The organism is bacterium (assembly GCA_023382385.1).
Taxonomy (GTDB): Bacteria; Electryoneota; RPQS01; order RPQS01; family RPQS01; genus JABWCQ01.
Genome location: JAHDVH010000002.1, coordinates 246,647 through 262,542, shown reverse-complemented (window position 1 = coordinate 262,542; position 15,896 = coordinate 246,647). Strand labels below are relative to the sequence as shown.

Annotated in this window: 10 protein-coding genes; 8 read left to right on the top strand and 2 right to left on the bottom strand. The window is 55.7% G+C overall.

Annotated features, from left to right (window positions below; genetic code table 11):
• Nucleotides 1-23: 23 nt before the first annotated feature.
• Nucleotides 24-812, top strand: a complete 789-nt coding sequence (locus tag KJZ99_05345) for an acyltransferase (GenBank protein MCL4305318.1) — start codon at nt 24-26, stop codon at nt 810-812.
• 100 nt (nt 813-912) lie between these two features.
• Here KJZ99_05345 and KJZ99_05340 read toward each other — a convergent pair whose 3' ends face one another.
• A complete protein-coding gene (locus KJZ99_05340; protein ID MCL4305317.1) occupies nt 913-3,504 on the bottom strand; it encodes a SpoIIE family protein phosphatase in 2,592 nt (863 codons plus the stop codon).
• Between the two features lie 1,217 nt (nt 3,505-4,721).
• On the opposite strand from KJZ99_05340, the gene KJZ99_05335 reads away from it, so the two are divergent.
• From KJZ99_05335 to KJZ99_05305, 7 genes are all read left to right on the top strand, one after another.
• Nucleotides 4,722-6,788, top strand: a complete 2,067-nt coding sequence (locus KJZ99_05335) for a T9SS type A sorting domain-containing protein (protein ID MCL4305316.1) — start codon at nt 4,722-4,724, stop codon at nt 6,786-6,788.
• A gap of 322 nt (nt 6,789-7,110) precedes the next feature.
• On the top strand, nt 7,111-8,715 hold the full coding sequence (locus KJZ99_05330; GenBank protein MCL4305315.1) for a CHRD domain-containing protein: 1,605 nt from the start codon (nt 7,111-7,113) through the stop codon (nt 8,713-8,715).
• Between the two features lie 407 nt (nt 8,716-9,122).
• A complete protein-coding gene (locus KJZ99_05325) occupies nt 9,123-10,739 on the top strand; it encodes a T9SS type A sorting domain-containing protein (protein MCL4305314.1) in 1,617 nt (538 codons plus the stop codon).
• 124 nt (nt 10,740-10,863) lie between these two features.
• Nucleotides 10,864-11,460: a hypothetical protein gene (locus KJZ99_05320; protein ID MCL4305313.1), complete on the top strand. Its 597-nt coding sequence runs from the start codon at nt 10,864-10,866 to the stop codon at nt 11,458-11,460.
• Between the two features lie 50 nt (nt 11,461-11,510).
• Nucleotides 11,511-11,804: a hypothetical protein gene (locus KJZ99_05315; protein ID MCL4305312.1), complete on the top strand. Its 294-nt coding sequence runs from the start codon at nt 11,511-11,513 to the stop codon at nt 11,802-11,804.
• Between the two features lie 201 nt (nt 11,805-12,005).
• The gene (locus KJZ99_05310; GenBank protein MCL4305311.1) at nt 12,006-12,476 is read left to right on the top strand and encodes a hypothetical protein; all 471 of its coding nucleotides are present in this window, start codon (nt 12,006-12,008) and stop codon (nt 12,474-12,476) included.
• A complete protein-coding gene (locus KJZ99_05305; GenBank protein ID MCL4305310.1) occupies nt 12,467-14,038 on the top strand; it encodes a T9SS type A sorting domain-containing protein in 1,572 nt (523 codons plus the stop codon). Before KJZ99_05310 ends, KJZ99_05305 begins: the two co-directional genes overlap by 10 nt.
• Before the next feature lie 68 nt (nt 14,039-14,106).
• On the opposite strand, the gene KJZ99_05300 is transcribed toward KJZ99_05305, so the two are convergent.
• On the bottom strand, nt 14,107-15,204 hold the full coding sequence (locus KJZ99_05300; protein MCL4305309.1) for a hypothetical protein: 1,098 nt from the start codon (nt 15,202-15,204) through the stop codon (nt 14,107-14,109).
• Nucleotides 15,205-15,896: the final 692 nt, after the last annotated feature.

Genomic DNA, 15,896 nt, shown 5'->3' with positions numbered 1-15,896 from the left:
TCACTGTACATTGACGAACACCTATGATTCTCGGCATCGTGCAAACTGACCCCGTATTCGGGGACATCGAAGGTAATCAAAAACAAGTTGAGAGATTACTCGGAGATCGCAAGGCAGACCTGTGGGTGCTGCCGGAACTCGCTCTCACCGGCTATGAAGCACGGGGACGGAGCGAAAGTCTTGAATTGGCTGAAGAACTTCCCAACGGTCCCAGTGCGAAGTGGCTGCAGCGGCTTTGCCGCGAACGCAACTGCCACATGGTTATGGGGCTGATTGAACGGGAAGGAGATAAAGTCTATAACAGTTCTGTCTTCATGGGACCGAACGGCGAAGTGGGACGTTACCGGAAGGTTCACTTGTACGACAAGGAAGTCACACGCTTTGACCCCGGCGACCTGCCGTTTACCGTGTTTGATATCGGCGTTGCGCGCGTGGGCGTGATGATCTGCTTTGACTGGCGCTTCCCGGAAGTGATGCGCACGTTGGCGTTGCGCGGGGCGCAGATTGTCGCGCATCCGTCCAATCTGGTCCTGCCGAACGGTCAGGCCGCCATGGTGACGCGCTGCTTTGAGAATAACGTGTTTGCCGCGACGGCTAATCGGATCGGTACAGAGGAGCGTGACGGCCGTTCGGTGCGGTTCACCGGTCGCAGCGTAATTGTCGGAACACAGGGTGAACTGCTCGCGTCCGCCGAGGTCACTGCCACAGATGTGTTGACCGTTGAAATCGACCCGAAGCTTGCGGATAACAAAACCATCAACCCCTACAACGACACTTTCAAAACTCGCCGCGTGGAGTTTTACCAGATATAACCGCTTTGTAACTATCGCCGCAGGATGTTTCTCGGCGGATTACGTACAAAAGAAGAGGGAGCCTCGCGGCTCCCTCTTGCATTGTGAAAGAGGCTGCGTGCTATATTCGTTTGACCACTACCATCGTGGAGTCGTCTTCCATCGGCACGCGCCCGCAGAAGCGTTCGACATCCTGCTCAATTTCATCGATGATGCGCGCAACCGTCTCATGGCGCAGCTTCGCCGCAAGCTCGCGAATGCGCCGGTCGCCATACTCCTCCTCCGCATCGTTCATGGCCTCGCTCACGCCGTCCGTATAGAGCACGAGTAGATCACCCGGATTAAATGCGACGTGCATCTTTTCATATTGGACGTCGGGAATCGCTCCAAGTATCAATCCGGTCGGAGGAAGTTCCTCTACCTTGCCGTCCGCTCGCACCAGCAGCGGGGGATTGTGACCCGCATTCACGAAGCAGAGTTCATTTTCGCGAGGATCGAAGCGCACCGCCACGAACGTGATATACTGTTCGGGCGGCGTGTTGCGGAAGATTAGATTGTTTACCTGTGCAATAGACTTCGTCAACGGGATGCCGACCTCGACTGTCGTGCGCAGCGAAGCCTGCAGGTTCGCCATCAGCAGCGCGGCTCCCGCACCCTTGCCTGAAACATCCGCGATGGCCACCAGTGTCTGTCCGTCCGGCAGCGACATTACATCGAAATAGTCTCCGGCAACATCCAACGAGAAACGATTGTGCGTCGCAATCTCCAAACCGATTGTGTCGGGCAGGACTTGAGGCAGAAATCCTTCCTGAATGCGCCGCGCCATCTGCATCTGTTCTTCAAGCCTGCGCTTCTCGACATTCTCCTCAAGCAGGCGCAGATTCTCGCTGGCCAGCGCGACTTGTGGCGCGAGATTGGTCAGAATACTGATTTCCTCAGGCGCGTAGTCTTCCCGATCGGTCTTATACCCGAGAGCGAGAAATCCCGCCAACCGCTGCTGAGTCATCAGCGGCAGCACGACCGCGACTTTGTTTCCGGAGAGCCACTCAAGTTCTTCTTCAAGCACCTGAGTCTTTCCGCTGGCAACCACTTCATCCACAAAGACCGGACGCCGCTCGCGGACAATTCTGGTCAGGAAATCGCTCTGATGGGTGAACGGTGTCGGGCGCGCATTCCCGCACAGGAATCCTCCGCCGTTCTCCCCGGCAAGAACGGGCTGCACCGCTTCCACATGCAGACTTTCGCGCACCTGCTCGGAAAACTTCTCGAGAAAAGCTTTGCGGCTTCCCAGTGATGAGGACCCTTCCAGCGCCTGTTCGAGCTTGTCGCGCAACTTGCGGCGCTCCGGATAGAACCGCCGCTCCACCTCGGCCTGCAATCGCCTCCGCGCAGGACTGATTCCGAAAGCCAGCAGCAGAGCCAGCGCCATCGTCGGCATCCGCCCCGATACTCCCAAGGCGCTCAGCGCATATTCTCCAATCACGTAAACGAGTCCCAGAAACACCACCAGGACAATGCTGCTCGTCAAAAGGTAGCGCGTGCCGCGCTTGACTCTGCCTTGAACTTCAAGCAGCCGATAACGTCCGAACGCATAAGCATAGGAAATCGGTGTGAACAAGAGCATCGAGAAGCCGATGACGATAGCTCCGAGCGTCCGCATCGTGTTGCCGGAAAACCAGCCGCTGAAAACATTCAACAGAAGAATCAGCGCAAGAAATCCGCCGATGCCGATACCCGTGCCCCAGAGAATCAAACGCAGTTGCCGCTTTTCAATCCGGTCGGAGGTGTTGCGGAACCTCCGGAAGAGAATCACAAATCCCAGTATCAGCCAAACCAGCAGCGGCGCGAGGCTGACCGTCGCGATCGTATCGGCGAGCGACACATCCATCCACTTTCCCGAGGCAAGTGCGGCAGCAATTACTGCAACGGCCCATGGCGCATAGATGACCGGATAGACCCATCCTCGGTGGCGACGCACAAACCTCAGTATTCGCGGGAAGACAAACTGCAGGTGCAGCCAGAGCACAGGAATTCCCAGCGCGAAAACGCCTAATGCCTGCCGTGCGCCATTCAGTCCCGGTATGCGGAATGAAGCATAGTAGGTCGGCATAACGCTGACACCGGCAATCATCGCCGCCGTCATCGTAAAGCAAAACCACGCGAAGATGCGCACAGGCGTTGAGTTCGGCTGCGCGAAAAATGCCCACAGTCCGACACCGATGAAACCCAAAGCGATGAGAAACCGCAAAACATCGATCAGGGTCAGCATAAAGTAACTGGCCGCGCGCTCCACGGCTGTCCGGACAACGAAGTCGTGCACTCCTTGCGGACCGCTGACGGTCAGCACAATCTGCGTGTCCGGTGGGAGCACGCGGTGGAAATATGACCGCCACACGTCGGGTGTGGCACGTTCCGCGCCTATCCAGATAATCGTGTCGCCCGCCTGTGGGTAGACGCCGGACGGAAAGTCCACCGGTTTCACCACCGAGAAAGTTCGCACGCTATCCCCAGTGGCGGTCACTACAGCAGAGAACTCCGACTGGAGAACGCCTGCAGTCCGGTATTGCTTCAGGGCCGACTGCTCTTGAGCCATGAAGGCCGCAAGAATAGTCAGCAGGAGCAGGCCGGCCGTTCCAGCCGCCGCGCGGGCAATCGCCAGCCACTTCGTTTGGGCGACGCTGTCCTGTCCGATGCTTTTTACGTCTTGGTCCATACTTGCCACAAAATAACCAACCCGACCCCGAGAATCAAATCCTGCCTCTTGACTCTCGAACGGAATCTCTTAGAATTGAAAGCAACAGACTAAAAAGTGGGTTGTGGGTCCCGGGGATCCGCATCCGCCTGGACGGCCCGTCATCCCTTTCTGACGGGCCGCTTCTTTTGGTTTAGAGTTCGATCAAGACCTCTGCAAAGAGCCTAAGCCAAACCCAGTACTTTACTTAACAAAGCCGCTGATACTTGCAACTCATCTCCCAACGAGATCAAGGGTTGTTTTGAATAGACTTCCGGCTGATGTCCAGCATGTTCCTCAAGAATCACCGACAATTGTCCTGACCCATGCCGGATTCATTCAGGAATTTGCTTCCACTTACCGATTGCTTTTCCCGAAGAGCAAATGCCTCCAGTTCGTGCAGATTGCATCGGTTTGTTGCTGATGAGTTGAACAATTGAAATGGTGTATGCCCTTGTTTGTAATAGGGTCAGTTTTGCAGACCCATAATAGCTTGGTTCGAGAGTTTTTTTAGTTTGAAATCGGACTCCATTGACATCAGCCGGTATGCTAAATATATTTATGGTCATTAGGTGGGAGTCTGCGAAAAATGTTGCCGCGCAACGAAAAAATGTCCTGAAGGAGAAAGTATGAAAAGACTGATTGTATTGATTTTACTTGCCGCCGTGGCCTGTTTGGCCTACGCGGAAACGGTGAAATCCGACAAGGGTGAAGCAAGTCTGCCGGCGGGTGTCCAGCCTGTTCTGCAAGTGGCGCCGCCTGTGCATCCGGCATTGACAACCGAGGCAACGGTTGACGACATTGCCGCGTATGAAGCCATGAAGGTCCGCTATCACGCGCTGTTCGAGCGTGCGGTGCTCGGAATCGCCACGGCTGCCGAACTGACCGAACTGAATGACCTTTCCGCAACCATGAGCTGGTCGGCTTTTACGCCCGAAGTTCGTGACGAAGGTGGAAATCTGGATCAGGGCGGTGTGGATACGGCGGGCAATTGTGCCGACGCGACGGTCATTCCGCCGCTGAGCTACGGCCAGACCTATTCGGATACCGGCGTGCTGGACGGAGACAATGAGTGCTCCGTCGGCGCGGCCTCTCCGTACAACGAAGTGTACTACACGATTACCCCGTCGGTTTCGGGCTATTACTTCTTGCGCGCGTCGCGCACGGGTGCGACGGCCGCGGTGGCCGCAATTCGTGTCATGAGCGGCTCCTGCTGTGCCGGTGCGACCAGCGTCGGCTTCTCGTCGGGAACGGTTGCAACGGACTGCAATGAACCTGCCAGCCGCGTGACCTATCTGCGTGTCACCCTGACCGCAGGTGTTCAGTATTGGATCCATGTCGGCACGTCGGCTTCGACGGCAGGCATAGTTGATCCCTATGAGTTCTCCATTTCGCTGATCGAGTGCCCGGTCGGCGAGAGCGGTGTTGCACATGCAACGTGCCAGACTGCCCAGGCTCTCGCAGTCGGCGATTCCGTGCTGGGTGACAGCGCTTACATCTCTGCGACGACGACTCCCGACTGGTACAGCTTTACGCTTTCTCAAGTTGACTCTGTACGAATCTTTGTCGGCGGCCGCGAAGCCGGTCACTGCATCTCCGGTCTGTATCCGAGCAACACCGCCGCCCCGTTGGGCGCTGTGGACGGCCGCTTCTCGCTGTGGTCGAGCTGCAGCGATTCCATCGGCGGTGACGACGATGGCGGCTGCTCCTTTGACGCGTTGAAGGCTTTCTGTCTGAATCCCGGCACCTACTACATCAAGGTGTATAACTACAACGTCAACGATTACGTGCTAAAGGTGACGAGCCTTGGCCCGTGCACGACCAACCCTGTCGAGTGCTCCACGCTTCAGCCGTGCGGAACGCCGCTGGAAATGGAGCCGAACGGCACGTGTGCTGACGCTGCCAATATCCTCTCGCTGGATTGCAACTACACCTATTACGGCGTGCTCTGCCCGGGTACCGAGCGTGATTACTGGTATGTTCCGGCCACGACCGGCAGCCAGACCATGACCGTGATTATCCGTGACGGCGCGGACTGCTCCGTCTATCCGCCATCAACGGTGGCCTTCCGTGTGGCGACGACTGCCGCCGGTCTGTGCACCACCCCGGCTGGTTCCTTCTTCGCCGCTGCCACATTCGGTGGTTGCACCCCGTGGCCCGGCGGTTGGATTGCCGTGGATCGCTACGTGGCTGCAGGTCAGTCACAGTATTCGTTGACCACCGTCTGCGGTCAGTTCGAATGCCCGTGCCCCGATGTGTCCGGTCCGAACCTCGCTCAGGTGCAGGGAACCTGCCTGGGCAAGATTCCGTTCGGTGCCGGTGCCTCTTCTGGCCCGTCGTCGTTCTTCTTCAATGTGGAACAGCAGTATCAAATCACCGATCTCGATGTGTGCCTCGCGATTACGCACACCTTCGACGGCGACCTTGATGTTTACCTGATCACCCCGTGGCAGGACACGCTGACGCTCTTCGAAGATGTCGGAAGCAGTGGCGACAACTTCTGGGTGACGACGCTGGACGACGAAGCCGTGACCCCGATTGCTTCAGGTGTGGCGCCGTTTAACGGCAGCTTCATCCCCGCCGAAGCCCTCGCAGGTGCGGACGGCTTCAATGCCCTCGGAATCTGGGAACTCTATATCTTTGATGATGCGGCCGGTGACACGGGCTACGTGCACTGCGTCAGCCTCAACATCAGCTACGATATCATCCTGAGTGTTGAGCTGTCAAGCTTCACGGCAGTTGCAGGTGACGGCAATGTCACGCTGAACTGGGTGACGGCTTCCGAGTCGGACAACGACGCGTTCGTGGTCGAGCGCAACGGCGCGATGGTTGCCACGATTGATGCGACCAACAGCGCGACGGGTGCCAACTACTCGTGGACCGACAATGGCCTGACCAACGGTCTTGCCTATCAATACAGCCTGTATGCTGTGGACGTCAACGGCGGCCGCGAATTGCTCGGCTCGCTTGAGGCGACTCCGCAGGGTGGCGCTGGTGTTGTCAGTGAGTATGCGTTGTATCAGAACTACCCGAACCCGTTCAACCCGACGACGAACATCTCCTTTGACTTGGTGGAAGCCGGTCAGGTGAGCCTCACGGTTTACAACGTGATGGGTCAAAAGGTCGCCGAATTGGTGAACGGAACGATGAACGCGGGCCGTCATGTCGTATCGTTCGATGCGGCTGGTCTGTCGAGCGGCCTCTATCTGTACAAGATGGAAGCTAACGGCTTCAGCGCGCAGCACAAGATGTTGTTGCTGAAGTAATGAAGATTGACCGTTGCGGGTCTTGAATCCCGTTACGGCGACAGTCGGATATGGCGGGGCGAGCCTTTGGGTTCGCCCCGCTTTCTTGTTTCTAAACAACGAAAAACCAAGAGCAATAAAGGCAGGAGAGGAAGCACCAATGCAGTGGCAGAAATGTCCCTGCCGTTCGCTTGTTTCTGCTTGAGTTAAACACGGTGCGTGGCGCGCACTCTACAGTGATTTCGAGTCTCCAAGTCTTGCTTCGATGCGGCATCAATGTTATAATAAGTTGACAGAATTGGTCAACTTTAAATGACAGGTATCGAAAGCCCGAGGAGCAACTATGTACCGTAAATTGACACTATTGTTTGCCGGAGTCCTGTTTTCGGCCTTGAGCGTCCTCGCGGGGCCGTACACCCACTTCACCTACCTGAATGGTGCGCAGGAAAACCCGCCGACGGGAAGCGTTGGTTCGGGAATCGGCAGGTTTGAACTGATTGGGAACGACCTCCACTATGTGCTGTGGTACAGTGGCCTGACCGGCAACTTGACGAATGGACACATTCACACGGGCGGCGTGGGAGTCAATGGCGGAGTGCTGCATCCGCTGCAAAACCTGACCGCTACGGGCGCCAACGGTGTATGGGCTGGATTGACCCCTGCACAGATAGCCAGCTTGAACGCGCACGGCCTCTATGTAAACATCCACACAGATGTCAATCCCGGCGGCGACATTCGCGGGCAGATTTTAACTCGCGGAACCCGCGTGGCGCTCTTGAGCGGTCAGCAAGAGGTTCCGCCCAATCCAGCGACAGGTGTCGGCTTCGGCTGGTTCGACCTGAACAGCACGGAAACTGCGCTGGATTATGCCATCAAGTGGAGCGGGCTGACGGGCGATGTGACTGCCGCACATATTCATGCCGCTCCTGCAGGAACGAATGGCGGGGTTGTGCACGGCCTCCTGAATCTCTCTAATACCGGCGCATTCGGTTCGTGGGCACTTGCTGCAGGCAACGTCACCCAGTTCCATACTGACCTGCTGTATGTGAACGCGCATACTTCGACTTACCCCGGCGGTGAGATCCGCGGGCAGATTGTCGAAATCTGCATCCCTGAAGATGCAAACTTCGATGCGGTGACTGATGTCGGAGTCTCGATGTGTATTGCGCTTTGTCCCGACCGCAGTTCGCGGATTCGTGTCTTCAATCTGGCTCCCGGCCAATATCCGGTGGTTACCAAGCGGCTGGGCTGCTCAAATCCGTGTGATGTGGATTGCGATCCGTCCACCTATATTCAGGAGTTCTTCGGTGGAGAGTGGCAGATTACAAACGGCGTCTTCTGGCTGGAAATTCGCGGCGATGGCTGCATCTGTGTCACGCTGGACTTCATTCTGCCGGTTGAGTTGAACGACTTCTCCGCGATTGCTGGTGACAATCAAGTGCAGCTCCAGTGGAGCACCGCGTCCGAATCAAATCTCGACCGCTTTGAAGTGCAGCGCGACGGAAGTCTGCTTCAATCGTCGGCCGCGCACAATTCCTCGACCGGCGCAAGTTACTCTTGGACGGACGAGACGGCGCAGAACGGAGTCACATATTCCTATACTCTTGTGGCCGTGAATCTGGATGGCACGCGCGAAGTGCTGGCGACGGCGTCCGCGACGCCGCGTTCGGGCGGCAGTGTGGTGTCGGAGTTTGCGTTGTATCAGAACTATCCGAACCCGTTCAACCCCGAGACGTCGATTCGCTTTGACTTGATGGAATCGGCGAACGTGACCTTGTCGATTTACAACATCGCCGGTCAGGAAGTAGCAACGCTGGTGAACGGCACGTTGAGTGCTGGTTCGCACACGGTGAACTTCGACGGCGGCAATCTGACTTCGGGTGTCTACCTGTATCGTTTGACGGCAGGTTCGTTCACGGCGCAGAAGAAGATGGTGCTACTCAAGTAGTTCTGCATATTGGGAGTCGCTCGGTCGAAAGGTTAACTGGAAGGCACGGGGCAAGTCTTATGGCTTGCCCCGTCTGCCCTTCCTTCGAGGAGAGGAGTTGCACAAAGGAGGGATGGGTCAGTTTTGCTTTGTCCAAGAGCAAATTACCAGCTGATATTTAAGTTCTTCTTTGAGTACGAGCGGGATTCTTAATTGAATCAACTGCTTACAATCTGAAGGTTTCATCAAGCCTCGGTCGTGTTGAATTTGCGGAAAACGCGGATTATTTCACGAGTAGGAGTTAGTCACTTGACATTCGTTGGAGGTTGTTATAGATTTGGGATGTATTCCCCTCTTAGGCGGGGAGTGTGTTTTTGTGTGTAACGGATTGTAATTGATAGATTGATATAGACTGCAAAAGGAATCAAATGATGAAAATGATCCGAGTTTTCGTAGTTCTCTTGATGGCAACGGCGGCCCTTGCTTCGCTTGAGGTGAACGCGCCGATCGTGGCTGATGAAGAACGCGGTCCGGTCATCGCTTTGGACGACCAGTGCATTGTGGATTTCCAGAGCTACGTGTACGGCCCGCACGCCAGCATTACGCTGTTCCCCGGGGGAAGCACTAATTTCCGCTTGTCTTCGATGTGCTTCACAACCACGAACTGCGCCAGCCTGCCGGATACGTTCTACACCTACTGCACAGACTTGAACCACACGCTGAACCTCCATCCGTATTGTGTTCAGATCGATCCGTGTGTGGTCGACAATACCTACCCCGCTGTGATTCCCGCTGTCGCGTGGATCTTCTCCACGTACGACGCGGTGGACGCTCAGACCGACCGGATCAAGCAGCTTTCGATTTGGAAGCTCTCGACCGACCGTAGCGGCGGCCCGAATAACGGCATTCCGTACGTAAACATTAACGATGGACGCGGCTATCCCAATGTGGGCGACGCTCCGGTCTATCCGTATGTCAACACCGTGTTCAACAACGACCCGTTGAACAACAGTCCGGCCAATTTGGTTGTGTTGGACGCGTTGGGCTACGATCCGAGCTTGAATCCGACGGGTGTTGCCAAGAACGTTGTGAATTGCGGCGACCAGTTCCTCATCGCCACGGATCCTGTGGTGATTGAAGGCGGCACGGCGACGATTTGCGCGACGATTACTTTGGTGCGCGGCGCCTACGCGCTGAGCGTTGGTAATACGTCTGTTTCCGGCGTTTGGGTTGATCTTGCAGAGTTGAACAATATCGGCGCGCTCAGCACGACCGGCGAATTCACCGATGCCCTCGGTCAGGTGCATGTCTGCATCAGCCAGCCGGTCAGCGATTCGTATTCGGATGTGCGTTTGCAGGTCTGCTCCGACGGCATCTGGCCGTTGAAGCTCGAGCCGTGCCCGGGTTCTGCCTCGCAGATTCTGGTGCTGATCAGCGGCGACCGCTGTGAAGTGTGTGAAGTTCTGGATATCCCGGGCGACAGCTTCCTGCCTGTGGAATTGGCATCGTTTACGGCGACGGCCGGTGCGCATGGCATCACCGTGGCCTGGCGGACCTCTTCCGAATCCGAACTGGATCGCTTCGAACTCTCACGTAATGGTGTGTTGGTTGAGCAAGTATCCGCAGCCAACAGCGCTATCGGCTCAAGCTACTCCTACTTCGATGCCAATGTCACCAGCGGCGTAACCTACGTGTATGAACTGGCGAGCGTGACGATTTCCGGCGAGCGCGAAGTGCTGGCGACGGCGTCCGCGACGCCGCGTTCGGGCGGCAGTGTGGTGTCGGAGTTTGCGTTGTATCAGAACTATCCGAACCCGTTCAACCCCGAGACGTCGATTCGCTTTGACTTGATGGAATCCGCGAACGTGACCTTGTCGATTTACAACATCGCTGGTCAGGAAGTAGCAACGCTGGTGAACGGCACGTTGAGTGCTGGTTCGTACACGGTGAACTTCGACGGCGGCAATCTGACGTCAGGTGTCTACCTGTATCGTTTGACGGCAGGTTCGTTCACGGCTCAGAAGAAGATGGTGCTCCTGAAGTAAGCGTGAGTCATCGCGGGGTCCAAGACCCGCGAAGGCTTTGTTGATGATGCGGGGCAAGTCGAGAGACTTGCCCCGTTTCTCGTTTTCCCTTGCGGGTCTTACGGATTTGTATTATCTTCGCTGCATGAAACACGTCATGCTCTTTATCGCGCTGATTGTGCTCATTTCTTCCTGTTCCACCGGCAAGAAAGTTGAGAAGAGGGAAGGCGTGTGGGAGGAGCTTGAGTTTACGGTAGACACCACGAAGCTTGGAGACTCTGCGCGGGCAGGCGGAATCGCATTCCGGGTACCAAAGGGATGGGTGCCGTTGGAGGGAGAGATGTTCGAGACGCTGATCAGCGTCGCAGCGCGGGATACCAGTGAGCTGGGGCTTGCACCTGTCTCGGCCTTTCGGCGCGAAGGTGGCGGCCCGTTATTGCTTGTCAGCACATTTTCCAAAGCAGTGGATCTCGGCGCGAACTTTATCCCGTGGGCGGGTGAAGTCGCACGAGTTTATCGCTCGCAGCGAGCGGAAGCGCAGTTCTCAGAGGCGTGGCTGTCGCTCGGCGGGGTGGAGGCGCTGCAGATCATGGGCATCAGCGAGTCGCTGGTGCATTTGAAAATTATCCTGCATGCCGACGAACCGGTGAGCTTGGATTACACCGTACCGCGCGCGATGTGGGCCGACGAAGCTCGTGCTGTTGAATCGTCGCTCGGATCAATTCGCAAACTCTATCCTTGAAGCAGATAGACGGAAGTCCGAAACCCGCATCAACAAAGAAAGGCTCGTTTATGAAGAAGCTTGTGAGATTCGCGATGATTGCGATCCTCTGTGCGGCGCTTAGCGGCTGCTACACATTCAATCATCAGGTGGGCAGCGGTGCGTCCTCGGGAGTCGCCAAAAAGAAAAAACAGTGGTTCATCCTGTGGGGTCTGGTTCCGCTGACGGAAGTTGATTCGCAGGCACTGGCGGGCGGTGCTCAGAACTACGACATCAAGACGCAGATGGGAATTGACGATGTGGTGATCTCAATTATCACGAGCTGGGTGACCATCTACCCGCAGACGGTGACGGTGACCAAGTAGCTTGCCAGCAAGAAGACACAAATCGGGCGGCAGATATGCCGCCTGATTTTTTTTCATCCACGAACTGAAGTGTATTCAAGGCATTGCGGTGCAATATCTGCTGACCGCTATCTTCCCCTTGACAATTTCACTTTCTTTTGATATCCATTGAGCCGTGTCTTTGAGGCGAGGTGCAGGGTTCCATTGAGATAGGGGGCTGTTATGAGGAATCTGATTTGGTTTGTATGGGCGATGTTCGCTTTCAGTTCGATTGTGCTCGCACAGGCGGATGACCCTGGCTGCCATCTTGCCGCTGGCACGAAAGACGAAACGTGCGCGGGTACTTTGACTTGTGACTATGCAAGCGGGTTTGCCTCTACCTCCTTCACGGTCGTTTGCTTCGGGACGTACACAATCAAAGCGTGGACTGATTGCGGCGAATCGAACTGCGAACACTGTGCATCGTGTGTCGCAATCTACACGTCGGCCGGAAGCTATGTTGCGGACTGCACCAACAGTGCTGTTTGCTCCGAAACGTGCTGCAAAGTCTGCCAACTGCAGCTTTCCCCGGGGAGCTACGAAATTAGAGTCCAACTTCGCGCGTGCAGTGAAGTTGATGTCGAGGCGTACTGCGAGGAGCTATCTTGCAAGGCTTACGGCAATATTGTCAGCGGAATCGCAAGTTGTCCATAGCTGCACTCGTGACGTTGTCGGCATTGTTGCTCGTGCCGACAGGTACGGTTGATGGGCGAGTCATCTCGGTTCCCGCCGATGCTCCGACCATTCAGGCAGGTCTGGATAGCCTTGGTCACGGAGACACGCTGTTTGTGTCATTCGGGACATACGAAGAAATCGTAGTCGCACCGCCGTTAGCCTTTGCGTTGATTGGAGAGCTACTGAGTGACTCCGGTGAAGTCTTGAGACCGACACTCGATCCGTCCAGTCTTGAGGCCGCAGACACGATGGCAGCCCTCTCAATACCATACTTTGCATCCGCACGAATAGAGAACTTTGAGATCCGCAATAGCGGCAGGCATGGTGTTCGAGGTTGGGCGGATAGCGTCAGAATCGTGAACTGCGTTTTTGCCGAGATGGTCGACGGCTTCCGGCACGTGCCGGACAGTCTCGAAGCGCTGATTGAGCTGAAGGATTGTGAATTCCGCGGATTGAGCGGGCGTTGTGTATCAATGCGAGCGGGCAACTGCCTGTCCGCTCGGCACTGCCTGTTCCACGGTGTCGGGGACAGCGAAACACCGGTAGTGTCCTCGGTCTGTTCATCTATCGACTCCTGCACTTTCTCGTCTACCGGTCGGCGTACGCTGCTCACCTGCACGTTTGGGCCACACTCCATTAGCAATTGCGTTTTCGGTCCGGTCACGACGTTGCCTTCGCGGGAAGTCGTCTATTTAAGCGACGGAGTCATTCAGTTTGAAGGTAATGCATTTACTGACTGTAACTACGGCTATCATACGCTCTACGTGTCCTCGAGCGAAGGTGACTCTGTACGGATTGCGGGCAATACCTTCGTTCGCTGCCGGGGACTCGATACAGGTCTTGCCGCACAGGGAGTTGTCGGGCTGGTAACTCCGGGCGACTTACAACATGGCGCGTTGATTTACGGCAATTCCTTTGTTGAGTGCTCAGGGGTTTTTGCGGTGGACGACATTTCCACCTCGGTGACTTCGCCCGTGCGGATCGTCTATAATCGTTTCGAGAGGGACAGCCTGAACGGTCTTCCCTCGATAGTTTCCGGAAACTGGTGGCAGGAAACTCCTGCACTTTTGCGGGACAATCACTTCGCCTCATGCGGTTATGCGCTGGATGGATCCGCGTCCACGGATGCGCGTTTCAACTATTGGGGGCACACGTCGGGGCCGTTTCACGAGACGCTGAATCCCTCAGGGTTAGGCGATACACTGACAGGCGTCGTTCAGTTTGTTCCATGGCATGCGGATTCCGTCGCCTCAGCATCTGAGCAGGTCGAAGCGGCTCCTACTCTCTTGAGTCTCGCCGCACATCCCAATCCCTTCAATGGCACCACCCTGCTCACATTTTCGCTCGAACGTGCGTCACGCGTAAAGCTGGGAGTGTTCGACATCTTAGGGAGAGTAGTATCCACGCTGCCGGAGTCCGTATACGCGGCGGGGCATCATCAAGTTTCCGTTGACATGAGCGGCATTGCCAGTGGGGTTTACTTTGTGCACCTTAGCACCGCTCGCGACAACGCCGTGACCAAGCTCGTCTTGCTCAGATAGTTTCCAGCAACCCCACCACGAGAAAGCCCGCTCTTATAAGCGGGCTTTTCTGCAAAGCGATGCGCCGCTTACGTGCGCTTCTTTGCTTCAATAATCAGCCATTCGAGGATGTCAATCGTGCTTTCGGAATGCCCGACCAGAATGGCCACCGGTCGTGCCTCATTGTCAATCACATAGAATGAAGGATAGGCCACCACCGAAAGCCGTTCGTTCAACTGTTGGTCACCGAAAACAAAGTTCAGATGCCACTCCCGACCCGTGACGTCATTGGAATCCATTAAGGCAAGGCCGCCTTCGTTCTTGCCTTCCGCATGCACTGGATAGAAGGGGAAGGGAAGAGCGCCGGCTTCGGCGAGCTTATTCATTTCCGGCAACGCGACCCGCACGCACGGCCCGCACCAGTATGCGAACACCTCTAAGACTGTGTAGTCGGTCTTGAGGTCATTGGTGGTCAATAAGACATCCGAGTTGTATCGTTCGAGACTAATGTCAAGCGGCGGCTCCTTGGGAAGCAGCTCCGCCACAAGCGCGAAATACTTGTCCGCGTCCTTCTGCTGAGCATATATTCCCAGAATAGCCATCTTGGGGTGTTTGTCGCTTGGGTCGACGACCATCGCCGCCTCATACATCCGCAAGGCGTTGTCCCAGTCTTTCAGCTCCTCGTAAGCCTGTGCTGCATAGCCCCATCCCTCTGGACGAGAGGGGTCTTTGGCAATGGCCTTTTCGAAATAGTCGGTCACCACTTTCAAGTCGGGCTTGTCCTTACTTAACTCCGCCACTGCGGCAAGATAGTAACCCCAAAAGTTACCTTTGTCGCGCCGCATCATGAGCCGCGCCTGCTCCCTCATGATCTGCGGATCTCCGCTTTTGCGCGCATATAGATAGCGGTTCGCCGATGTCGGGTTTGCGTCCATGCGTTCTTTCCAGAAGTCAAGCGTCAGGTCGGACTTCCGATTCAGGACGTTCTGCACGCTGCGCAGCAATGGAATATCATCAGGATATTGGTCCAAGAACTGTCGAGCAGTTTGGACTTGTTGATCATCCGGAATTGTGTTGGGAATCGCTTCCCATGCCAACTCGCCGGCAGACTTGACCGAAGGTTGGGGTTCGGTCGCCCAAGCAAGAGCCGCTGCGAGCAGGGCAAGACTAATTAGTATGTATCTCATCATTCCTCCGTTCAGGGTTCGTGTGTCGACAAGATACAACGTTTGCTTGGAAATGGAAAGTCTTGCCCCGGAAGTATGTCATTTGAGCCACGGCGGTTGTTAAGAACTATGGAGTTGCTCATTTCACTACGTTTGCAAATTTCTGCTAAGCACAGTCCTTCAAAAAGGCGCGCACAAGACACTAAAAAACAAATAGAAAGAATTCCTCGCTACATCTACTATACTTGGCACATGGGTTGCCCTACATCAACATGGAAGTGGCGCAATCCCCCCAATCACAGGTGCTGACTTTGCGGAGACTGCCCCTCTTTACGACGGTCAAATTATCATCAAGTTACCTTCGCCTGACTCTTGGTTGGTTCCGTGGTTTCCCGGGCGGTGGTCTTCCGGCTGCCGCCCGGGAAGGTCTAACAGAAGAGCTTTTCGAAAGTCTGATTGTCACCTCCGCACGCTGCATGTGCATCCTCGACAACTCCCGCACAGCCTTGAGCAAGCTGTGCGGGAGTTCTGCTTAGTGCTTATGCTCGGGCTACTGGAGCGATTGGTTCGTTTCACCCGCTCGAAACCACATTGTACCGAATTCATGATGCATGTGCTGATATGAACCAGCCGTCGCGAGTGTCAGTATTCCAAATTGCTGTTTTCTGAAGTCAAACACACTTAACATAGTTGGCATACACGTTGCGATTCAT

Excerpts from the sequence above, each read along its gene's own strand:
- KJZ99_05335 (MCL4305316.1), top strand. The coding sequence starts at position 4,722 with ATGAGCGGCTCCTGCTGTGCCGGTGCGACCAGCGTCGGCTTCTCGTCG.
- KJZ99_05320 (MCL4305313.1), top strand. The coding sequence starts at position 10,864 with ATGAAACACGTCATGCTCTTTATCGCGCTGATTGTGCTCATTTCTTCC.
- KJZ99_05340 (MCL4305317.1), bottom strand. The coding sequence starts at position 3,504 with ATGGACCAAGACGTAAAAAGCATCGGACAGGACAGCGTCGCCCAAACG.
- KJZ99_05310 (MCL4305311.1), top strand. The coding sequence starts at position 12,006 with ATGAGGAATCTGATTTGGTTTGTATGGGCGATGTTCGCTTTCAGTTCG.
- KJZ99_05330 (MCL4305315.1), top strand. The coding sequence starts at position 7,111 with ATGTACCGTAAATTGACACTATTGTTTGCCGGAGTCCTGTTTTCGGCC.
- KJZ99_05315 (MCL4305312.1), top strand. The coding sequence starts at position 11,511 with ATGAAGAAGCTTGTGAGATTCGCGATGATTGCGATCCTCTGTGCGGCG.
- KJZ99_05300 (MCL4305309.1), bottom strand. The coding sequence starts at position 15,204 with ATGAGATACATACTAATTAGTCTTGCCCTGCTCGCAGCGGCTCTTGCT.
- KJZ99_05345 (MCL4305318.1), top strand. The coding sequence starts at position 24 with ATGATTCTCGGCATCGTGCAAACTGACCCCGTATTCGGGGACATCGAA.
- KJZ99_05325 (MCL4305314.1), top strand. The coding sequence starts at position 9,123 with ATGATGAAAATGATCCGAGTTTTCGTAGTTCTCTTGATGGCAACGGCG.